Origin of the sequence: Methylorubrum sp. SL192, from assembly GCF_026672325.1 — a bacterium.
Classification (GTDB): domain Bacteria; phylum Pseudomonadota; class Alphaproteobacteria; order Rhizobiales; family Beijerinckiaceae; genus Methylobacterium; species Methylobacterium extorquens.
The window spans coordinates 889245-910518 of the sequence record NZ_JAPPQV010000003.1 but is presented as its reverse complement, the minus strand read 5'-3'; the positions used below and the strand labels follow the sequence as shown (position 1 = coordinate 910518).

The following is a 21274-nucleotide window of genomic DNA, read 5'->3' as shown; positions in this document are numbered from 1 at the left end:
GGCCCTTGCTGACGCCGATCAGTGCAAACGGTGGCCGCGACGGCCCCCGCGGGAGCCTCGACAATGCGCGTGAAACGGGCCCTTTTCGGCCTCAGCCTACCCCTCCTCGCTTGGTTCGTCGCAGCCTTCTGCCTCGGCAGCGGCATCGCCACGGCGCCCGGTGCCCGTGCGCAGGGCACGGTGACGCCGCCGGCCGGCCAATCGCGCGTCACAGCTCCGGGCGGGCGGCGCGGAAAGGCCGCCCGTTCGCACCGGAAGCGTCATCGGTAAGGCACTTCCTGGGGTTCCTGTTACCCGGCGACATCGCGCGCCCCCTCCTCCGCAACCGGAAAGTTCGTCCCATGCGTACCATCACGACAGCCACGCTTGCCCTGGGCGTCCTCGCGGGCCTGGGAGTGGGCCTGGGCAGTGCGGCCTTCGCCCAAGGATCGACCGGCGCCCCAGCCGGTCAGCCGGGGGCAACCGCCCCGGGCGGCACGGAAGGGGCCGCCGCCCTCTCGAACGAGCAGGAGGCGATCCGCTCGGGCGAGGCGATCCCGGCGACGCCCGGCACCGGCGTGCCGATCGAGACGGCCCCGCCCCCGGCCGGGGAGCACCATCGGACGCACTCGCCGCGGCCCTGACCGGCATCGAAACGCGAAGAGGCGCCGCCGGATCGCTCCGGCGGCGCCTCTTCTTTTAGGGCCTCCGCGCCTGCTTCTACTGCGTCAGCCGGTCGTCGATCCCCTTCACGTACCAGTTCATGCCGAGGATCATCGGGTCGGGGGCCTGCTCGCCCTCCTTCACCGCGACCGAGCCGTCCTGCTTGAGCACCGGCCCCTGGAACGGGTGGATCTTGCCCTCGACGATGCCCTTCTTGGTCTCCTCGGCCAGCGCCTTCACATCGTCGGGCATGTTGGTGAAGGGTGCCAGCACGACCATACCGTCCTTGATGCCGGCCCAGGTGTCCCCGCTCTTCCACGTGCCGTCGAGAACGGCCTTGGTCTCGGCGATGACGTAGCCGTTCCAATCGTCGACGATCGAGGTGAGCTGCGCCTTCGGGGCGAAGCGGTACTGGTCGGAGGACTGGCCGAAGGCGAGCTTGCCGGCCTTCTCCGCCTCCTGCAGCGGCGCGGCGGAATCGGTGTGCTGGGTCAGGATGTCGGCGCCCTGGGCCAGCAAGGCCTTGGCGGCCTCCGCCTCCTTGCCGGGATCGAACCACGTGTTCACCCAGACGATCTTGATCTTGATGTTCGGGTTGACCGACTGCGCGCCGAGCATGAAGGCGTTGATGCCGCTCACGACTTCGGGAATCGGGAAGGAGGCGATGTAGCCGACGGTGCCCGACTTCGACAGTTTGCCGGCAATCTTCCCGCAGATGTAGCGGCCCTCGTAGAAGCGGGCCGAGTAGGTGGAGACGTTGTCGGCCCGCTTGTAGCCGGTGGCGTGGGCGAACTTCACCTTGGGGAATTTCTTGGCGACCTTCAGGGTCGGCTCCATGAAGCCGAAGGAGGTCGTGAAGATCAGGCCGGCGCCCGAGCGGGCGAGCTTCTCGATCGAGCGCTCGCTGTCGGCCTCGGGCACGTTTTCGAGGAAGGTCGTCTCGACCTTGCCGGGCAGCGCCTCGGCCAGCGCCTTGCGGCTGAGGTCGTGCTGGTAAGAATAGCCGTAATCGGCGACCGGGCCGACATAGACGAAGCCCACCTTGAGCTTGTCCGCCGCCCGCGCCGGAGCCGCCGCGACGGCCGCGCACAGAAGTGCCCCGGCCACGCGCGTGACGATGCTGCCCATCATGAGTGTCTGCCCCTTTTCGACGGCGTTGTCCGCCGCGGCTTGCCGGCGCCGCGCATGGGCGCCCGGGGGAATTTCAGAGCAAGACCAGGGCCAGGAGGGGGCGCGGGAGACGCTGAGCGGATGCTGGCGCATCCCATCGATGACCATCAGCGGTTCGGCTGGTCTTTGGGCATGGAGATCAATGCGCCGGTCGGGCGTCAAAGCCATGCTGATCCCGCACTGCCGGGCAGCGGGCCCCTGTGGCGATCGCTGACGCGAAGGCACGCCCGCGCTTGGTAGGCCGTAATCGAGCGCGGCTCGATCCTACCGATCGGGTCGCACGGAGCATCGGACCATGGATGACCTCGTCCTTCGCATCATCATCTTCGCGATCGTTGGCTTAGTCTCCGGTTTCATATCCGGATTGTTCGGCATCGGCGGCAGCACCGTGCGCCTGCCCATTTTCATTTATCTGCTTCCCTGGGTCGGCATCGGACAATCGGTCCTGATGCACGTGGCATCGGCAACATCCATGGCGCTGGTCATACCCAGTGCGATTACCGCGATCCGCAAGCAATATGCCCTCGGGAACCTCGATGTCGGGTTTTACAAGACATGGGTGATCGGCCTCTTCATCGGCGTCGCCTTAGGGGCAATCTTGCTTCCGCATGGATCGACTGAAATCCTGCAGACCCTGTTTGCGGTCTATATCCTCTTGGTCGGCTTCTACATCGCGTTCGGCCGTGGACGCTTTTCGTCCAGAAGCGAGGCGCCGTCGGGCAGCAAGAGGATCGGCATCGCTTCGTTCGTCGGGCTCGTCGCGGCTTTGACCGGAACAAGTGGTGGCACACTGACGACGCCGATCCTGAGCACCTGCGGGCTCGCTCTCGAAAAGGCGATCGCGATCGCCTCCGCCACCGGACTGGTGACCGGAAGCATCGCGACGATCGGGGGCATCCTCTCCGGATGGCATGCCCCGGATCGGCCCTCCTATTCGCTCGGCTACGTGGACCTCGTCATCTTCGTCGTGATGATGCCGACGGTGATGATCAGCGCGCCCTGGGGCGTCTCCGTCGGCGAGAAGTTCAGCGAGACGACGCTGCAACGGACCTATGCCGCGCTGCTCATCCTGGTCGGCTTGGATCTTCTGCGGCGGCTGGCGTTCTGACCCACGAGTGCGGGGCTTCGTGTCGGTGACCTTGGATCGCGGGTAGGCCGGATCGGGAACGTCACTGGCGGTCGCCGAGCAATGAGTGCGGCCGGACGCGGCTGGTGATGTGCTGCCAAAGGCCAATTCCGGCCTGCGGATGCCGGGGCCGCGGCACTCAGGTCCCCATCTTGTCGTGTCGCGGACCTTCCGAGCCGCGGTCGCGAAGCTCCGCGCGGGGTCGAAAGCAGCGCGGTCCACGGTCAGATGGTTGAGATTGACCCAACCAACCTAACGGCGTCCCCAGCCTAATGATGCCCGGCCATGTGGCGGCCGATCACCCCGGCTTCCGCCGCGGCGGCCGGCGTTTCGTAGACGAGGCGTCCGTCCGACATCACGCAGATGCGGTCCGACAGTTCGAGAATCTCGTCGAGATCCTCGCTGATCAGCAGCACGGCGGCGCCGGCGTTCCGCGCCGCCACGATGCGGGAGCGGATCTCGGCGACCGCCGCGAAATCGAGGCCGAAGCAGGGATTGACGACGATCAGGAGATCGACCGGGTCGGTGAGTTCGCGCGCGAGCACGGCGCGCTGCACGTTGCCGCCCGAGAGCGTGGCGATCGGCGCCTCCGAGGAGGCGGTCTTGACCTTGAAGCGGGCGATCAAATCCTTCGCCCGCCGGCTCATGGCGCGCCGGTCGAGCCAGAGGGTCGGGGCACCGGCGGGATCGTCGCCGCGCCGGTCGAAGGCGCGGAAGGCGAGGTTTTCGGCCACCGACATCCGCGGCGCGCAGGCGTTGCGCAGGGGCTCCTCAGGGATGAAGCGCACCCGGTGCCGGCGGCTCTGCGCCCGCGTGCCGCGATAGGGCTCGCCTTGGACCGCGACGCGCCCGCCGGTCGCGCGGATCTGGCCGCCGAGCACGTCGGCGAGCTCCTTCTGCCCGTTGCCGGAGACGCCGGCGATGCCGACGATCTCGTGGGCCCGCACGCGCAGATCCGCGACATCGATCCGCCGCAGGCCGGAGACGTCGGTGGCGGTCAGGCCGTCCACCCGCAGGATCTCGCGGGCCGGGTCGGGCTCGCCGACCCGTGCGGCGATCGTCCGCACGGTGCGCTCGCCCACCATCATCGCCGCCATGTCGTCCCGCGACAGCGCGCCGACCGCGCCGCCGCCGACGAGCCGGCCGCGGCGTAGGACGCTGAGCGTGCGGGCGAAGGCTTCGACCTCGCGGAACTTGTGGCTGATCATCAGCACCGTGAGCGTGCCCGCATCGGCCATGCCGCGCAGCAGGCCCAGCACCTCCTCGGCCTCGGCCGGCGTCAGCACGGAAGTCGGCTCGTCGAGGATCAGGAACCGGGCCTTGAGGTAGAGCTGCTTGACGATCTCAAGCTTCTGCCGCTCGCCGGCCGCGAGTTCCGCCACCGGCCGGTCGAGGTTCAGCCGGAACGGCATCCGCGCCATGAAGTCGGCCAAGGCCGCGCGCTCGGCCTTCCAATCGAGGATGGCGGGGGCGTCGGCCCGGCCGATGACGAGGTTCTCGGCGCCGGTCAGCGAGGGCACCAGGGTGAAATGCTGGTAGACCATGCCGAGGCCGCGCCCTTGCGCACCCTTCGGCCCGGTGATCTCGGCCTCGCGGCCATCGACGAGGACCGAGCCGGCGGTGGGGGCGTAGAAGCCCATCACGCATTTGACGAAGGTCGACTTGCCCGCCCCGTTCTCGCCGAGCAGGGCATGGAAGCCGCCGGCCTCGATCTTCATCGAGACGTCGTCGAGGGCGGTGAAGCCGCCGAAGCGCTTCGTCATGCCGACGGTCTCGACCGCAAGGGCGCCGGAGCGGGCGCCGGACGGGACGGGGTGCGCGGAAGCCGCCATGGCGCCTCAGCCCATCGCCGCCAGGATCGCCTCGGACGAGGCCACCGCGCCGAACACGCCGCCTTGCATCGTCACCATCTTCAGCGCCGCCTCGTGGTTGCCGGGGTCTGTGGCGGCGGTGCCGTCGGAGACGATCACGCATTCGAAGCCGCGGTCGTTGGCTTCGCGCATGGTGGTGTGAACGCAGACATCCGTGGTGATGCCGGTCAGGATCAGGTTGCGGATGCCGCGCGTGGCCAGGATCAGTTCGAGATCGGTGGCGCAGAACGAGCCCTTGCCCGGCTTGTCGATCACCGGCTCGTCCGGCAGTGGCGCCAGTTCCGGGATGATCTCCCAGCCCGGCTCGCCGCGCACCAGCACCCGCCCGCAGGGGCCGGGATCGCCGATCCCCGCTCCGATCCGGCGCGAGCGCCAGCGCTTGTTATCGGGAAGATCCGCGAGATCCGGCCGATGGCCCTCGCGGGTGTGGATGACGGGGTAGCCGCTCTTCCGCGCGGCGGCGAGAAGCCGTGCGATCGGCTCGATCGGCGCGCGGGTCAGGGCGAGGTCGTAGCCCATGGCGTCGACGTAGCCGCCCTTGCCGCAGAAATCGGTCTGCATGTCGATGATGACGAGCGCCGTGGTCTTCGGATTGAGCGAACCGTCATAGGGCCAAGGGTAGGGCTCGGCAGCGACGAAGCGTCCGCTTTCGGCTGCAGCGGCGGAGGGGAAGGGGATGACGCTCATTCCGCCGCCTCCCGCGCCGCCGTCGTCTGGCCCTCGCCGTAGGCGCGGGTCGGCGCCGGGAAGCCGCACGTGGTGCCGTCGGTCACCTTCACCGTCTCCTCCCACGGCACGCGGTAACGGCCGGCGGCGAGGTCGTGCATGTAGGTGTAGGGGCAGTCGCCCGCGCCGCCCTTCACCGCCGTGTAGCCGCGGTGGCCGAGCTGGTAGATGTTGTTCTCGACGCCCCAATGCGCCCGCGCCTCGCGGACGAGGTCCGGACGCACCTCGGCGGTGATGATCTCGTCGACGCGACCCGTGGTTCCGTGGGCGATGACGGTGCCGTCGAAGTTGACGATCATGCCTTCGCCCATGGAGTCGAAGCTGCCGTCCGAGCCGCACATACAGACATTGGCGGTCACCATCAGGTTGCAGAAGGCGTTCGACTGGTTGGTGAAGCGCCAGGATTCGCGGATCGGCGCGGTGTAGCCGGCCGTGCGGATCATGATCTCGGCGCCCTTGTAGGCGCATTCGCGCGCCATCTCGGGGAACATGCCGTCGTGGCAGATGATGAGGCCGATCTTGGCGCCCTTCGGCCCCTCGATCACCGGGATGCCGAGATCGCCGGGCTCCCAGGGCTCGACCGGCACCCAGGGGTGCATCTTGCGATAGTAGAGCTTGAGTTCGCCGGTGTCGTCGATGATGAGGCCGGAATTGAACGGATTGCCGTTCGGGTTGGCCTCCATGATCGAGAAGCAGCCCCAGATCCGGTTGTCGCGGCAGGCCTGTTTGAAGGCCGCGACCTCGGGACCGTCGAGGGTGCACAGGATCTCCGGTCGGGTGTCCATCGACAGGCCGTGCAGGGCGTATTCGGGGAAGACGACGAGATCCATCGTCGCGAGGTTGGCGCGCGCCTTGGCAACCATCGCGACGATGCGGTCGGTCTGTGCCTTGAGGTCGGCCCTGGTGGCCACGTTCGGAAGCTGGAGCTGCACGAGGCCGAGCACGACGCCGTTCGGGGATTTGTTCAGTCCGCCGAGACCGTTCATGGGGATTCCTTACTTCAGGGACAGCTCGCCCGGCGCGCCGGCCAGCGCCCGGTCGGGCGAGGAGGTGGCGATCAGGAGCGCCAGGGTGAGGATGTAGGGAGCGGCGTAGAACAGGTAGTAGCCCTGTGAGATGCCGACCGATTGCAGGGCGGGCCCGAGCGCGCCGGCGCCCCCGAACATCAGGGCGGCGCCGAAGCAGGCGAGCGGGTTCCAGCGGGCGAAGATCACCAGCGCCACCGCCATCAGACCCTGCCCGGACGAGATGCCCTCGTTCCAGGAGCCGGGATAATAGAGCGAGAGATAGGCGCCGCCGATCCCGGCGAGCACGCCGCCCGCGGCGGTCGCCAGGAGCCGCACGCGGTCGACGTCGTAGCCCATGGCGCGCGCCGCATCCGCGCTGTCGCCGACGACGCGCAGGATCAGGCCGGCCTTGGTGTTGCGGAACGCCCACCACAGGAACACCGCCAGCGCCGCGCCGGCCAGGAACAGCACGTTGACGCGCAACGCCGCCTGGACCTGCGGCAGGTCGGACCAGAAGCCGAAGGGAATCGCCGGCAGCGGCGGGGCCGAGGGCTGGATGAAGGGCTTTCCGAGGAAGAAGGCGAGGCCTGAGCCGAACAGCATCAGCGCGATGCCGATCGCCACGTCGTTGACGCGGGGGAAGCGGCAGATGAAGCCGTGCAGCAGGCCGAAGGCGCCGCCCGCGAGTCCCGCGACCGCGACGCCCGCCCAGGGACTGCTCGTCAGCACGGCGGTGGCGTAGGCCGACATCGCCCCGAAGACGAGGATGCCCTCCAGCCCGAGATTGATGCGTCCCGAGCGCTCGGTGATGGTCTCGCCGAGGCTGACGAACAGGAACGGCGTCGAGACGCGGATCGCGCCGCCGACCACGGCGAGCAACACGGTCCCCAGGCCGAGATCGTCGCTCATTCCGTCGGCCCCCTACCGGCTCTCACGACACCGCTCCGCGCTTCTCGGCCCAGAGATGCGGGCTGAACAGTTTGAAGCGCCCGTAGAGCGTCTCGCTGACGAGCACGACGAGGAAGAGCAGCCCTTCGAGCACGAGCACCGTGGCATCGGGCAGCTGCATCCGGCGCTGGATCAGCCCGTTCGAGGCCTCAATGCCGCCGAGCAGGAAGGCTACCGGCAGGATCGCGAGGGGATTGTGGCGGGCGAGGAAGGCGACGAGGATGCCGGTATAGCCGAAGCCCGCATTGAGCGAGGCGTTGGCGTTGCCGTGCACCGCCGCGACCTCGAAGAAGCCGGCCAGCGCCGCACAGGCACCGCCGAGCGCGGTGAAGCCGACGACGAGCCGCCCGACCGGCAAGCCCTGGATCTGCGCGGCCCGCACGTTGCCGCCCGCGATGCGCGCGGCGAAGCCGATCGTGGTGCGCTCGGTGAGCCCGTAGGCGGCCAGGCAGGCGAGAATGCCGATGCCGAGGCCCCAGTGAACCTCCAGGCCCGGCATGGGGCCGACCGCGAACGCCTCGCCGATCGGCCAGGTGGAGGGCTTGTTGAGGCTGCCCGCGTCGCGCAGCAGGCCCTCGATCAGGTGGTTCGAGAGCGCGATGGCGATGTAGGACATCAGCAGGCTGGCGATGGTCTCGTTGACGCCGCGATAGGCGCGCAGCGCGCCGACGGCGCCGATCCAGGCCGCCCCGGCCCCTGCCGCGGCGAGCGCCATCAGCGGCACCGCGAGCATCGGGGGAAAGCCCTGAAGCGGCTGCGCCGCGGCCGCCGCGGCCACGCCTCCGAGCACGATCGCGCCCTCGCCGCCGATCACCACGAGGCCGAGCCGGGCGGGCAGCGCGACGCAGAGCGCGGCGAGGAGCAGGGGCGCGGCGCGCTGCAGGCTGTTCTGGAGGGCGAAGGGCGAGCCGAAGCCGCCGCGCCAGACGAGGTCGAGGAAGGCGAGCGGGCTCTTTCCGAGGGCGAGCAGGAAGAGGGAGAACAGCAGGAAGCCGGCGATGACCGCTCCCACCGGGATCGCCAGGGCCTCGGCCCGGCGCGCGAGCCAGGCCCGAGCCTGGAGCGAGGCCGGCGGATGGTCCGGGCCGCTCACGGTGCTCTCGACGAGCGGCAGCGCGGGGGCGGTGGTGTCAGCGGCCATCGCTCACTCCTCGCCCGCAGAGCGGCAGAAACCGTGCCAAGCCGGCCCTCACCGCCCTACACCGAAGCGCAGGCCCGCCCGCGCCGCGCGACGGCAGGACGGATGGTGCGCGGGAGCCGTTCTCGGGGGGAGCCCGGGATCCGCTTGCATCCGGCGGGATGGCGGAGGCCGCATCAGGCCGAGCCCTTCACACCCTCGACGAGGTAGTTGGTCTTCTCCAGCTCGATCGCGTTCTCGGCGAACGCCTTGCCGGGGCCGGCGATCTCGTTGCCCTTGTTGTCCTTGAGCGGCCCCTTGATGATGGCGAAGCCGCCCTTCATCATTTCGGCCTTGACCGCGTCGGCGTTGCGGCGTGCTTCCTCGGACACTGCGGGCCCGTAGGGGCTCATCTTCACGAAGCCGTCCGGCAACCCGCCGCGCACGAAGTTCGGGGGCGCCTTGCCCGCCTGCATGTCGGCGACGAAGCCCTTGTAGATCGAGGCCCAGTTCCACTCGGCGCCGGTGAGGTACTTGTCCTTGGCGAGCGCCGACTGGTCGGCGTGGTAGCCGCAGACGAAGGCCCCGCGCCGCGCGGCGGTCTCAACCACGACCTTGGGACCATCGACGTGGCAGGTGATCACGTCGGCCCCGCCGTCGATCAGCGCGTTGGTCGCCTCCGCTTCCTTGACCGCGAGCGACCACTCGCCGGTGAAGATCACCTGCAGGGTGATGGACGGATCGACGCTGCGCGCGCCGAGCAGGAAGCCGTTGACGTTGTTGAGCACCTGGGGGACCGGCTTGGCGGCGACGAAGCCGAGCCGCTTCGACTTCGAGGCGTGGGCGGCGACGATGCCGTTCAGGTACTGCCCTTGGGCGATGTAGCCGAAATACGAGCCGGCGTTCTTCGGGTTCGCCTCGGTCCAGAGGCCGCCGCAATGGCGGAACTGCACCTTCGGGTTCTTCTTGGCCTCGATCAGCACGTGCGGATCGAAGTAGCCGAAGGACGTCGGGAAGACGAGGCTCGCGCCGTCCAGGTTGATCATGCTCTCCATGGTCTTCTGGACGTCGGTGGTCTCGCGGACGTTCTCCTCCTCGACGACCTGAAGGCCGGGGATCGCCTTAAGGGCGGCGGCGCCCTGAGCGTGGGCTTGGTTGTAGCCGTAATCGTCCTTCGGCCCGACATAGATGAACCCGACGGTGAGCGGGCCGGCGGCCCGGGCGCGGCCGAAGGGCAGCGCGCCGAGCGAGAGGGCGGCCGCACCGCCGAGAAGATGTCTGCGGGAGAAAGGATGGGCTGACACGAGGCGTGATCCGTCTTTCCGGGCCGGCGGCACAGGCTTGGCAGAATTGATCCTGTTCCGTGCAGAGAAAAGATCAAAGTTTCGGCATCAGAATGCGGATCAACCGTCAGGGAAAACCCTATCGAATCGGATGATGCGCCCAAAAAGACGTCCGCATATGCATGCTTTCGCGCCATCGATCCCGCGGGGCACCACTCCTCAACGGCTCGGAGCGAAGACGCGGCCGAGCGCCGCCGGTGCCAGCGAGCCGCCGCGGCGCCGGCCGAGCGACAGCAGGACGAGGGCCAGGATGGTGGCGAGGTAGGGGGCCGCCGAGAGCAACTGGCCGGGCAGGCCGAGGCCCGCGGCCTGGGCGTGGAGCTGGAGCACGGTCGCCCCGCCGAAGAGCAGCGCGCCCGCGGCCACCCGCAGCGGCTGCCAGGAGGCGAAGACCACGAGCGCGAGCGCGATCCAGCCCCGTCCCGCGGTCATCGCCGGCGCCCAGAACGGCGTGTAGGCCAGCGACAGGTAAGCGCCCGCGAGCCCGGCGCAGGCGCCACCGAACAGCACGGCGAGGAAGCGGACCTTGCGCACCTTGAGCCCGAGGGCGTGGGTCGCGGTGTGATCGTCGCCGATGGCGCGCAGGGTCAGTCCGGCGCGGGTGCGCCAGAGGAACCACCATACCCCCGCGACGAGGAGGAGCGCCGCGTAGACGAAGGCATCGTGTCCGAAGAGCAGCCGCCCGATCCCGGGGAGGTCGGTGAGGCCGGGCAGGTGGAGATGAGGCGCCGGATCGCGCTTCATCCCGACATAGCCGGCGCCGACGAGGCCGGAGAGCCCCAGTCCGAGGATGGTCAGCGCCAGTCCCGAGGCGACTTGATTGGCCGCCAGCCCCACGGTGAGAATGCCGAAGAGCGCGGCGAGCAGCAGGCCCGCCCCGGCCCCGCCGAGGGCGCCGAGGGCGGTCGATCCAGTCTCGGTGGCGACGGCGAAGCCGGCGGCCGCGCCGAACACCATCATGCCCTCGACGCCGAGATTGAGCACGCCGGCGCGCTCCACGACGAGTTCGCCGACGGCGGCCAGGATCAACGGGGTAGCCGCCGCCAGCACCGTGACGAGCACCATCTGGACGATGTCGAGGCTCATGGTGTCACCCGTGTGCTCGCGCCACCCGGCACGATCCGAACGTGGTAGCGCGTGAGCACGTCGGCCCCGAGCACGAGGCCGAGCAGCAATCCTTGGAAGGCGCGGGTCAGGTCGAGCGGCAGCTTCAGGTCGATCTGCGCCCCCTCCCCGCCGATCGTCGTGAGCGCGATGACGAGCGCCGCAAGCAGGATGCCGGGCGGGCTGAGGCGCCCGAGAAAGGCGACGATGATCGCGGTGAAGCCGTAACCGGGAGAGATCTCCGGCTGGAGCTGGCCGATCCGCCCGGCCACCTCGCAGATGCCGGAAAGACCCGCCGCGCCGCCGGAGATCGCGAAGACCGAGAGCGTCAGCCGCGCGTCCGAGAAGCCGGCAAAGCGCGCCGCCCGCGGGCTGGCGCCAACGGCGCGCACCTCGAAGCCGAACAGGGTGCGCGCCAGGACGAGAGCCGCGAGCACGATTCCCAGAAGGCTGATGAGCACGCCCGCATGGAGCGACTCGCCCTCCATCAGCAGGGGCAGCCGCGCGGCATCCTCGAAGCCGACGCTCTGCGGGAAGTTGTAGCCCTGCGGATCGCGCAAGGGGCCGCGCACCATGTAGTCGAGCAGCAATTGCGCGACGTAGACGAGCATCAGGCTGGTCAGGATCTCCGAGACGCCGAGCCTGACCCGCAGCAGCGCCGGGATCATCGCGTAGGCGATGCCGGCGAGCACCCCGGCGAGCAGCATCGCGGGCAGGACCCACAAGGTGGGCCCCTGGAAACCGTGCGCGGCGACGGCGACCCAGCCGCCCGCGAGGCCGCCGGCCACGTACTGGCCCTCCGCCCCGATGTTCCACAGGTTGGCGCGGTAGCAGAAGGCGAGACCGGTCGCGATCAGGGCGAGCGGCGCGGCCTTCAGCGCGACCTCCTGCAGCGACCAGACCTCGCTCAAGGGCGCGACGAAGTAGGTGAGGAAGGCCTGTTCCGGCGCCACGCCGAGGGCCGCCACCGCGATCCCGCCGATCAGGACCGCGGCGAGAAAGGCGAGCGCGGGCGCGAGCAGGTCGAGCCAGGGTGACCGGCGCGCGCGGGGGAGGAGATCAAGGCGCATCGCGCATCCCGTTCATTCCTGGCTCACCTCTCGCACGCGTGGGGGATCGGGTCCGGCGGGGGCTCAATGGACCGGCGCGGCGGTTCGGATCGCAGGCGCCGCCGGAGGCTCGCCCGTCTGCGGCTCCGGCTCCCCGGCCCCGCCCATCAGCAGCCCCAGGGCCGCGCGGCTGGTCGCAGCGGTCGGGACGGGCGGCGAGAGCGCGCCGGCATGCAGGACGGCGATGGAATCGGCGATCTCGAACAGCTCGTCGAGATCCTGGCTGATCACCACCACCGCGGCACCGCGGCCGGCGAGATCGAGTACGGCCTGCCGGATATGGGCGGCGGCGGCGGCATCGACGCCCCAGGTCGGCTGGTTGATGACGAGGATGCCCGGCTCGGCCAGGATCTCGCGGCCGACCACGAATTTCTGCAGGTTGCCGCCCGAGAGCGTGCCGGCCGCCGGGTCCGGGCCCGCCCCGCGCACGTCGAAGGCGTCGATCACCCGACGGGCGAGCGTCCGCGCCGAGCCGAGCCGCAGCAGGCCCAGCCAAGTGAGCGGCGCGGTGGCGTGGCGGGAGAGCAGCGCATTCTCCGACAGGGTCATGGATGGGACGGCGGCGTGGCCGTTGCGCTCCTCGGGCACGAAGGCGGCCCCGAGCCGGCGCCGGGCATTGATGCCGAGCTGGCCCACCGCCCGGCCGTCGAGGCGCACCGCCCCGGCCGCCGGGGCCCGGCTCTCGCCGGAGAGGACGTCGAACAGCTCCGCCTGCCCATTGCCCGCAATGCCGGCGATGCCGAGGATCTCCCCGCCCGCAACGGAGAGCGCGATGTCCCGCAGCGGCGTCCCGTGCAGGCCGGGCGCGGGCCGCGACAGGCGGTCGAGCACGAGGCGCTCGGCGCGGCCCGCGCGGGCCGCCTTCGGCCGCACCTCGCTCACCCCCGTGCCGACCATCATCGCGGCGAGCGAGCGGGCGGTCTCCGCCTGCGGATTGCAGCTGCCGACGACCCGGCCGCCCCGCAGGATCGTGGCCCGGGTGCAGAGGCGGCGCACCTCGTCGAGCCGGTGGGAGATGTAGAGCACGGCGCGGCCCTCATCGCGCAGGCGTTCCAGCACCGAGAACAGCACCTCCGCCTCGCCCGGCGTCAGCACCGAGGTCGGCTCGTCGAGGATCACGAGCTTCGGGTTCTGGAGCAGGCAGCGCACGATCTCGATGCGCTGGCGCTCGCCCGCCGAGAGCGACCAGACCGGCCGCGCGGGATCGAGATGCAGGCCGTAATCCGCTCCGAGCCGGGCGATCCGCTCCGCCAGCGCCCGGCCCGTGAGCCCGGCGGGCATGACGAGGGCGATGTTTTCGGCGACCGTCAGGTTCTCGCACAGCGAGAAGTGCTGGAACACCATGCCGATGCCGAGCGCCCGCGCGGCCTCGGGGTTCGCCAGCCGCACGATGTCGCCCTGATGCGTGACGACGCCCTCGCTCGGCTCCAGGAGGCCGTAGAGGATCTTCATCAGGGTCGATTTGCCGGCGCCGTTCTCCCCGAGCAGGGCGTGGATCTCGCCGGCGCGGATCTCCAGATCGACCTGATCGTTGGCGGTGAAGGCGCCGAAGCGCTTGACGATGCCGTAGGCCCCGAAGAGCGGGGTCGGGCCTTCCCTTGGGCTCAGCGCAGCGGAGGCAGCCGCCATCACGCCGTTCCGAACAGGGTGCGGGCCAGCCGGCCGTGCTCCTCGCGCAGGCGCCCGGTCTCGATGCCGACGGGCTCCCCGTCGATCACCCGCCACATGCCCGCCACCATCACCCGGTCCGCCCGGTGGGCGCCGCACAGCACGAGCGCCGCGAGCGGGTCGTGGGCGCCGGAGAAGCGGAGTTCGTCGAGGGTGAACAAGGCCAGATCCGCCTCGCGGCCGGGCTCGATCCGGCCGATGTCCTTGCGCCCGAGGCAGGCGGCCGAGCCCTCCGTCGCCCAGCGCAGGGCGTCGAGATGGGTCACGGCTTCCGCGCCGTAAGTCAGGCGGTTGATCATCAGGGCGTGGCGCACGCCCTCCATCAGGTTCGAGCTGTCGCTCGAGGCCGAGCCGTCGACGCCGAGGCCGACGGGGGAACCCGCCGCCTCCAGCTCGCAGGTCCGGCACTGGCCCGAGGCCAGCACCATGTTCGAGGCCGGGCAATGGCACACCCCGACGCCGGCGGCACCGAGGCGCTTCACTTCATCGTCGTTGAAGTGGATGCCGTGGGCGAGCCAGGCCCGCGGCCCCATCCAGCCGACCTCTTCGAGGTAATCGACCGGGCGCTGGCCGAACGCCTCCAGGCAGAAGGCGTTCTCGTCGAGCGTCTCGCCGAGATGGGTGTGCAGGCGGCAATCGTGGCGCTCGGCCAGCGCGGCGCTCTCGCGCATCAGCCGCTTGGTGACGTTGAACGGCGAGCACGGAGCCAGCCCGATCTGCACCATCGCGCCGGGTTCGGGATCGTGGAACAGGCGCAGCACCCGCTCGCTGTCGGCCAGGATGGTGTCGTCGTCCTGCACCAGCGTCTCGGGCGGCAGGCCGCCATCCTTCTCCGACAGGCTCATCGAGCCGCGAGTGACGAAGGCGCGGATACCGAGGGAGCGCGCCTCCTCGACCTGGATATCGACGGCGGCCTCAAGTCCTCTCGGGAACAGGTAATGGTGGTCGCCCGCCGTGGTGCAGCCCGACAGCAGCAGCTCCGTATAGGCGAGCCGCGTCGCCAGCCGGAACGCCTCCGGCGTCAGCCGCGGCCAGATGGTCGAGAGCGCCTTGAGCCAGGGAAAGAGCGGCTTGTTGATCGCGATCGGGTGCGCGCGGGTGAGCGTCTGGAAGAAGTGGTGATGCGTGTTGACGAGGCCGGGGATGACGACGTGGCGCGAGGCGTCGAACGTCTCATCCACCGGGCTCGCGGGCCGGGCGCCCGCGGCCACCACTTCGGCGATGCGGGTGCCCTCCACCACGAGCCCGCCGCCGGCCCCGTCGGCGAGGATCGCCAACGGATCGCGGAGCCAGAGACGGCGGGGGCGGGTGCTCGATTCCATCATCCGGCTTCGCGTTTCCTGTCGGGGATCAGAAGATGTGGAAGGCGACGCCGGCGAGGAAGCTCTTCTCCTCGGTGCCCTTGAAGGTCGCGGTCTCCTGATTGCCGAACTTGTTCAGCCAGTACTGGAAGCCGATGAAGACATCGACCTTGTTGGGCTGATCGTAGGCGAGCTTGCCGAGATCGAGCACGAGATTGGTGCGCGACAGGAATTCCAGCCCGCGCGGCGGGTTGAACGCGAAGGCGGCGGGGTTGTTGCTGATGCCGCGGCCCTTGGGCAGGACGATGTTGTTGAAGCCGGCCAGCGTCAGCGGCAGACCGGTGAAGGTCAGCGGCAGGCTGTAGACGATCTCGAATTCGGGGACCGTGTTGAAGCTCTGGTCGCGGTCGGGCTGGGTGTTGAAGCCGTTGCGGTTCCATTCCTTGTAGGCGTGGACCGACAGGTTCAGGAAGCCGGCCGGCACGTCGAAGGCGAAGTTCAGGCCGCCGACGACGTCGCGCTTCTTCGAGCCGAAGGCGTCGTTCTGCGAGTTGGCGTCGAAGCCGTAGGAGAGCGAGACCTCCTTGACGATGCCCGGGACCATGAAGGCCTTGGTGCCGGTCAGGGCGTTCAGGCTCAGCGTGCCGCGGTAGAGGCCGTAGGCTTCGGTGTTGCCGTAATCGGCGAAGGTCGGGATGCCGCCGGGCGTGTTGGTCGTACCGGCCGGAAACTGAGAACCCGATTGCAGGATGTCGAGGGTGAAGAAGTTCGTGCCGTAGGCCCAGGCATCCGCGTGCGAGATGTTGAGGATGTGCTTGGGCGCCTCGCGCGAGCGGAAGCTGCCGTCCGGCCGCTGGATCTGGATGCCGGGCGTGACGGTCGGGAACTGGTAGCGATAGCTGATCTGCGTGTCCGCGAAGAGGAAGAACGGCACTTCCTTCGCGGCCACCGTTTCGGGGGCCCGCTTCTCCCCGAGATCCGCCGCGACCGCCGTACCCACCGTGAAGAGCGACAGCGCCACCGCCGCAAGTCCCCGAACCGACATTCTTCGTTCTCCCCGACCATCCGTGTGGTCGGGCGGCAGCAACGGGGGTGCCAACACAAAACAAGCCGGAGCCCTCAGCGCCTATGCGGCAGCATAAGTCACAAATCCGCAACACATTCTCGGCGGTGCCGGGCTGGGTCGCCAGTGTATGGCCGGATCAGGACGCCTCTTAGAACCGGTGGGAGTTGGAGGACGAGCCGTCATCGCGCCGGGGCAATCCGTAGAACCTTCTCCAGGCCGCCCACCGTCCGCTCATGCTGCGCATTTCATGGACGTGATGCTGGCAGGGCCGCGGAGTGGAAGCCGTTTGCGCGCACGGCCGTTCGCACCGTGCGGCCGGAGCCGGCGGCGTGCCAGCGTGGACTGCACAGGCCGGCGCCAGCCTGACGACACTTCGTGCATCGGCGACGATGATCGGGCACGATTTTTCGGGAGCCGAGCGCCATCATCGCGGCGGCCCGGACACGCTCCGGCTCCCGGCCCCGCGCGGTCGCTCCGAGGTAGCCCATGCCCGCCCCGCAGCCCCTTCTCGACGCCGAACCTGCACCCCTGCCGTTCGATCCGGCCCGGACGGCCCTCGTCATCATCGACATGCAGCGCGACTTCCTCGAACCCGGCGGCTTCGGCGAGAGCCTGGGCAACGATGTCTCGCTGCTCGCCGCCGCGGTGCCGCCCGCCCGCGCCCTGCTGGCCGCCGCGCGCGCGGCCGGCCTCCTCGTCGTCCACACCCGCGAGGGTCACGCGCCCGATCTCTCGGATGCCCCGCCGGCCAAGCTGGAGCGCGGCGCGCCGACGGCGCGGATCGGCGAGCCGGGCCCGATGGGCCGCATCCTGATCCGCGGCGAGCCCGGCCACGATATCATCCCCGAACTGGCGCCCCTCGACGGCGAGCCGGTGATCGACAAGCCCGGCAAGGGCGCCTTCTACGCGACCGGGCTCGCGGCCCTGCTGGAGGCGCGCGGCATCGAAACCCTGATCGTCTGCGGCGTGACGACGGAGGTCTGCGTACACACCACCGTGCGCGAGGCCAACGACCGCGGCTATCGCTGCGTCGTCGTCGCCGATGCCTGCGGCTCGTACATTCCGGCCTTCCACGAGGCGGGCCTTGCCATGATCAAGGCCCAGGGCGGCATCTTCGGCTGGGTCTCGCGCTCCGCCGCGGTGATCGCCGCCCTCGGCCAAGCGTGAGGCGTCCCTGAACGGCGGAACGCGCCGTGGGCGGGCCCCGCCGGGGTGGCGCGGCCATTGCACCGGACCGGCCGCGAAGCGCCCGATCCTCGAGGGAATCCGATGACCGATCACGCCGCGGAGACGCCGACGCCCGATCTCGACGCCTACGCCGCGGCGGCGGCACCCCTGCTGGGCCTCACCCTCGATCCGGCCTGGACCGGGGCGGTCGTCGCCAACCTGCGGGTGCTCCACGCGGCGGCGGCGCTCGTTGGCGGCTTCCCGCTGCCCGACACCGCCGAGGCCGCACCGGTCTACACGGCGTGAGCGCGACGACGGATTTGAGCCTCGCCCCGGCCTCCGACATCGCCCGGGCCGTGTCGGCGGGGACGGTCGGCGCCCGCGACGTGGTTGCCGCTACGCTGGATCGCATCGCCCGCATCGATCCGGCGGTGAACAGCTTCACCGAGCGCTTGGCCGAGCGCGCCACCGCCCGCGCCGCGGAGCTCGACGCCGCGCGGGCCCGGGGCGACAGGCTCGGCCCCCTGGCCGGGGTGCCGTTCGCGGTCAAGAACCTGTTCGACGTCGCCGGGCTTCCGACGCGGGCGGGCTCGCGGATCAATCGCGAGCGAGCACCGGCCACCTGCGACGCCGCTCTGATCCGGCGGCTGGAGGCGGCGGGCGCTGTCCTGGTCGGGACGCTCGGCATGGGCGAGTACGCCTACGACTTCACCGGCGAGAACATCCACGACGGCAACACCCGCAATCCGCACGCCCTCGGCCACATGTCCGGCGGCTCGTCCGGCGGCTCGGGCGCGGCGGTGGCCGCCGGCCTGGTGCCGCTCGCGCTGGCCTCGGACACCAACGGCTCGATCCGCGTGCCCGCCGCCTTCTGCGGCTGCTTCGGGCTCAAGCCCACCTACGGGCGGCTGAGCCGGGCCGGGAGCTTCCCCTTCGTCGGCAGCCTCGATCATCTCGGACCGATGGCGCGCTCGAGCCGCGATCTCGCCCTGGCCTACGACGCGATGCAGGGGCCCGACCCCGAGGATTCCGCCATGGCCTCCCGCCCGGCCGAGCCCGCGGCTCCGGACCTCGACCGGGGCGTCGCCGATCTGCGCATCGCGGTCGCCGGAGGCTACTTCGCGCAAGGGGGCGACCCGGAGGCCTTCGCCGCCGTCGCGCATGTCGCCCGCGCGCTGGGCGCGCGCTGCAGCGTCGTGATCCCGGAGGCGGCCCGCGCACGGGCGGCGGCCTACCTCATCACCGCGGCCGAGGGCGCCGCACTGCATCTCGACCGGCTGCGCAGCCGGGCCGACGACTTCGATCCGGCGGTGCGCGATCGGCTCATCGCCGGGGCGATGCTGCCCGCCCCCTTCGTGGAACGGGCGCAGCGTTTCCGCCGCTGGTATCGCGACGCCGTGCTGGCGCTGTTCCGCGAGGTCGATGTGATCCTCGCGCCGAGCACGCCGGTCCGGGCGCCGCGTTCCGGCCAGACGACCTTCGTCCTCGACGGCGTTGAGTTGCCGGTGCGGCCCAATATCGGCGTGTTCACGCAGCCGATCTCGTTCATCGGCCTGCCCGTGGCCGCGGTGCCGGTCTGGCTCGACGGCGGCTTGCCGCTCGGCGTGCAGGTCATCGCCGCGCCCTGGAACGAGGCACTCTGCCTGCGGGTGGCGCATCACCTCGAACGCGAGGGTGCGGTCCGGGCGCCGGTCGCGACCGTGAAGGACACGCGATGATCATCGACGATCCCGCGGTGAAGGCCGAGGTCGAGCGGGCCTTCGCGACCTACGAGGCGGCGCTCGTGAGCAACGACATCGCGACGCTCGAACGGCTGTTCCACGACGATTCCCGCACGATCCGCTACGGCGCGGCGGAGAACCTCTACGGCATGGATGCGATCCGCGCCTTCCGCCGGGCGCGGCCCTCGCAGGGTCTCGCCCGCGACCTCGCGGGCACCGTCATCACCACCTTCGGCCGCGACTGCGCCGTGGCGATGACGCTGTTCCGGCGCGAGGGCGCCCCCGGCCGCGTCGGACGCCAGAGCCAGACCTGGCTGCGCTTTCCCGACGGCTGGAAGGTGGTGGCGGCCCATGTCAGCGTCATCGACGACGCTCCCGGTGAGGGCGCGAGCGGCGCCTGACGCGCACCACCGTAGAGCGCAGGCCGGCGGCCGGTTCAGGCCTTCCGATCGGTGCCGGCGACAGGCGGCTCGGCTCCAGCCGCAGCGGTCAGGGGTCCGACGGCTCGCCGCCGGCCCGCGGTGACGTCAATGGGCTTGCGCGACCTCGGCCTGCCGGATCGCCGCCTCACGGGATTCCGCCCGGTCGCCGAATCCGTTGAAGAACAGGTTCAGCCCCACCGCCGCGATCGCGGCGAGCAGAATGCCCGATTCCAGCAGCGGATGCAGCGCGTGCGGCATCTGCTTGAAGAAGTTCGGCGCGACGAGCGGGATCATGCCGAAACCGACCGAGACCGCGACGACGAACAGGTTGTTGCGGTTGCGCGCGAAATCGACGCCGCCGAGGATGCGCGTGCCGGTCGCGCCGACCATGCCGAACATCACGAGGCCGGCCCCGCCGAGCACGCATGGCGGCACGGCCTCGACCAGGGCCGCGAGCTTCGGAATCAGCCCGAGGCCGAGCATGATGAAGCCCGCGGCCACCGTGACCCAGCGCGAGCGGATGCCGGTGACCCCGACGAGCCCGATATTCTGCGAGAACGAGGTGTAGGGAAACGTGTTGAAGATGCCGCCGATGACGGTGCCGAGCCCGTCCGCGCGCAGGCCCCGCGTCAGCCGCCGCTCGTCGACCGGATCGGCGGTGATCTGCGACAGGGCCAGGAACATCCCGGTCGATTCGATCATCACGACGATCATCACGAGGCACAGGGTGACGACCGAGACCGGATCGAAGCTCGGCCAGCCGAAGGCGAAGGGGCGCACCATGTCGAACCAGGGCGCCGCGGCGACGCGGTCGAGTTCCACCAGCCCGGCAAAGCCGGCCAGCACCATGCCGAGCGCGATCCCGATCAGCACCGAGGCCGAGGCGACGAAGCCCGTGGCGTAGCGGGTGATCGCGAGGATCGCGCAGAGCACGAAGGCCGCGATGCCGAGATAGACGGGGGCGCCGTAATTCGGGTTGCCGACGCCGCCGGCAGCCCAGTTCACCCCGACCCGCATCAGCGAGATGCCGATGACCATGATGATGGTGCCGGTCACGACCGGTGGGAACAGCGGCAGGAGGCGTCCGATCACCGGTGCGGCGATGAGGCCGAACAGGCCGGAGGCGATGACGGCGCCGTAGATGCCGGTGAGGCCGATCGCCGGGTTCGTCCCCATGGAGAGCATCGGGCCGACGGCCGCAAAGGTGACCCCCATCATCACCGGCATGCGGATGCCGATGCCGGGCAGACCCCAGCTCTGGATCAGCGTGACGATCCCGCAGGCGAACAGGTCGGCGCTGACCAGCATGGCCACCTGCTCGGGCGGCAGCTTGAGCGCCCGTCCGATGATGAGCGGGATCGCCACGGCGCCTGCATACATCACGAGCACGTGCTGCAGCCCGAGCAGGCCGAGGGCCGCGGGGGGAACCCGTTCCTCGGACTTGAGGGGCACCCGACCCTCGATCTCGGACGCGGAAGCCGACGGGGAAGACGCCATCAACACCATGGGAGAGATGCTCCGAACGTCCGGACGCGGTTGCAGGTGTTATGCCAGAGAGCGACCACGGCCTGTGCCGCCTTCGGCGCGCGGAAGTCCGCCTGTCGCCGGCACTCGTTGCGCCGCGTGCCGTCGAAGCGTTCGCAACGTCCGTTCGCCCCCCGGCGAGCCCGGCGCGATGTCCTAGATCCGCGGCCCGGTTTCGGGACCATGTCGATCTCTCATCCAGGCCCCGTCCGAAGGAAGGCTAGGAGCCCCTCCGAGTCATT

The 21274-nt window shown here is 70.2% G+C and carries 20 protein-coding genes; 7 read left to right on the top strand and 13 right to left on the bottom strand.

What is annotated here, in order from left to right:
* Positions 1 to 63: 63 nt before the first annotated feature.
* Together OVA30_RS04965 and OVA30_RS04960 are read left to right on the top strand one after the other, a co-directional pair.
* Positions 64 to 270, top strand: a complete 207-nt coding sequence (locus OVA30_RS04965) for a hypothetical protein (RefSeq protein ID WP_015822282.1) — start codon at positions 64 to 66, stop codon at positions 268 to 270.
* A gap of 71 nt (positions 271 to 341) precedes the next feature.
* Positions 342 to 623: a hypothetical protein gene (locus tag OVA30_RS04960; RefSeq protein ID WP_268174775.1), complete on the top strand. Its 282-nt coding sequence runs from the start codon at positions 342 to 344 to the stop codon at positions 621 to 623.
* A 76-nt stretch (positions 624 to 699) separates the two neighbouring features.
* Here the strand turns inward: OVA30_RS04960 and OVA30_RS04955 are convergent, their stop codons facing one another.
* Positions 700 to 1773, bottom strand: a complete 1074-nt coding sequence (locus OVA30_RS04955) for a BMP family ABC transporter substrate-binding protein (RefSeq protein ID WP_015822280.1) — start codon at positions 1771 to 1773, stop codon at positions 700 to 702.
* A 334-nt stretch (positions 1774 to 2107) separates the two neighbouring features.
* Between OVA30_RS04955 and OVA30_RS04950 the strand changes: the two genes are divergently transcribed.
* Entirely contained in the window at positions 2108 to 2920 is an 813-nt protein-coding gene (locus OVA30_RS04950) for a sulfite exporter TauE/SafE family protein (RefSeq protein ID WP_268174774.1), read from the top strand.
* 287 nt (positions 2921 to 3207) lie between these two features.
* Here OVA30_RS04950 and OVA30_RS04945 read toward each other — a convergent pair whose 3' ends face one another.
* The 11 genes from OVA30_RS04945 to OVA30_RS04895 all read right to left on the bottom strand — a co-directional run bounded on the left by OVA30_RS04945 (position 3208) and on the right by OVA30_RS04895 (position 16177).
* Positions 3208 to 4770: an ABC transporter ATP-binding protein gene (locus OVA30_RS04945; RefSeq protein ID WP_268174773.1), complete on the bottom strand. Its 1563-nt coding sequence runs from the start codon at positions 4768 to 4770 to the stop codon at positions 3208 to 3210.
* Between the two features lie 6 nt (positions 4771 to 4776).
* On the bottom strand, positions 4777 to 5496 hold the full coding sequence (gene biuH / locus OVA30_RS04940; protein WP_268174772.1) for a biuret amidohydrolase: 720 nt from the start codon (positions 5494 to 5496) through the stop codon (positions 4777 to 4779).
* Entirely contained in the window at positions 5493 to 6521 is a 1029-nt protein-coding gene (locus tag OVA30_RS04935) for a formamidase (protein WP_268174771.1), read from the bottom strand. Before OVA30_RS04935 ends, biuH begins: the two co-directional genes overlap by 4 nt.
* Before the next feature lie 9 nt (positions 6522 to 6530).
* Positions 6531 to 7451, bottom strand: coding sequence for an ABC transporter permease (locus OVA30_RS04930; RefSeq protein WP_268174770.1), 921 nt, complete (start codon positions 7449 to 7451; stop codon positions 6531 to 6533).
* 22 nt (positions 7452 to 7473) lie between these two features.
* Positions 7474 to 8631: an ABC transporter permease gene (locus OVA30_RS04925; RefSeq protein WP_056155535.1), complete on the bottom strand. Its 1158-nt coding sequence runs from the start codon at positions 8629 to 8631 to the stop codon at positions 7474 to 7476.
* Between the two features lie 173 nt (positions 8632 to 8804).
* The gene (locus tag OVA30_RS04920; RefSeq protein ID WP_003606733.1) at positions 8805 to 9911 is read right to left on the bottom strand and encodes a BMP family ABC transporter substrate-binding protein; all 1107 of its coding nucleotides are present in this window, start codon (positions 9909 to 9911) and stop codon (positions 8805 to 8807) included.
* A gap of 198 nt (positions 9912 to 10109) precedes the next feature.
* On the bottom strand, positions 10110 to 11036 hold the full coding sequence (locus OVA30_RS04915) for an ABC transporter permease (RefSeq protein WP_015950591.1): 927 nt from the start codon (positions 11034 to 11036) through the stop codon (positions 10110 to 10112).
* Positions 11033 to 12124, bottom strand: a complete 1092-nt coding sequence (locus OVA30_RS04910) for an ABC transporter permease (protein WP_268174769.1) — start codon at positions 12122 to 12124, stop codon at positions 11033 to 11035. The genes OVA30_RS04915 and OVA30_RS04910 overlap by 4 nt, the downstream gene beginning before the upstream one ends.
* A 63-nt stretch (positions 12125 to 12187) precedes the next feature.
* Positions 12188 to 13792, bottom strand: coding sequence for an ABC transporter ATP-binding protein (locus OVA30_RS04905; protein WP_268174768.1), 1605 nt, complete (start codon positions 13790 to 13792; stop codon positions 12188 to 12190).
* Positions 13792 to 15156: an 8-oxoguanine deaminase gene (locus OVA30_RS04900; protein ID WP_268174767.1), complete on the bottom strand. Its 1365-nt coding sequence runs from the start codon at positions 15154 to 15156 to the stop codon at positions 13792 to 13794. The genes OVA30_RS04905 and OVA30_RS04900 overlap by 1 nt, the downstream gene beginning before the upstream one ends.
* Positions 15157 to 15181: 25 nt before the next feature.
* Positions 15182 to 16177: a hypothetical protein gene (locus tag OVA30_RS04895; protein WP_268174766.1), complete on the bottom strand. Its 996-nt coding sequence runs from the start codon at positions 16175 to 16177 to the stop codon at positions 15182 to 15184.
* A gap of 507 nt (positions 16178 to 16684) precedes the next feature.
* On the opposite strand from OVA30_RS04895, the gene OVA30_RS04890 reads away from it, so the two are divergent.
* The 4 genes from OVA30_RS04890 to hpxZ all read left to right on the top strand — a co-directional run bounded on the left by OVA30_RS04890 (position 16685) and on the right by hpxZ (position 19487).
* On the top strand, positions 16685 to 17365 hold the full coding sequence (locus OVA30_RS04890; protein ID WP_268174765.1) for a cysteine hydrolase family protein: 681 nt from the start codon (positions 16685 to 16687) through the stop codon (positions 17363 to 17365).
* Between the two features lie 102 nt (positions 17366 to 17467).
* A complete protein-coding gene (locus OVA30_RS04885) occupies positions 17468 to 17671 on the top strand; it encodes a DUF4089 domain-containing protein (RefSeq protein WP_003607794.1) in 204 nt (67 codons plus the stop codon).
* A complete protein-coding gene (locus OVA30_RS04880) occupies positions 17668 to 19083 on the top strand; it encodes an AtzE family amidohydrolase (RefSeq protein WP_268174764.1) in 1416 nt (471 codons plus the stop codon). The genes OVA30_RS04885 and OVA30_RS04880 overlap by 4 nt, the downstream gene beginning before the upstream one ends.
* Positions 19080 to 19487, top strand: a complete 408-nt coding sequence (gene hpxZ / locus OVA30_RS04875; RefSeq protein WP_268174763.1) for an oxalurate catabolism protein HpxZ — start codon at positions 19080 to 19082, stop codon at positions 19485 to 19487. Before OVA30_RS04880 ends, hpxZ begins: the two co-directional genes overlap by 4 nt.
* Before the next feature lie 126 nt (positions 19488 to 19613).
* On the opposite strand, the gene OVA30_RS04870 is transcribed toward hpxZ, so the two are convergent.
* Positions 19614 to 21014: a nucleobase:cation symporter-2 family protein gene (locus OVA30_RS04870; RefSeq protein ID WP_268174762.1), complete on the bottom strand. Its 1401-nt coding sequence runs from the start codon at positions 21012 to 21014 to the stop codon at positions 19614 to 19616.
* Positions 21015 to 21274 lie beyond the last annotated feature (260 nt).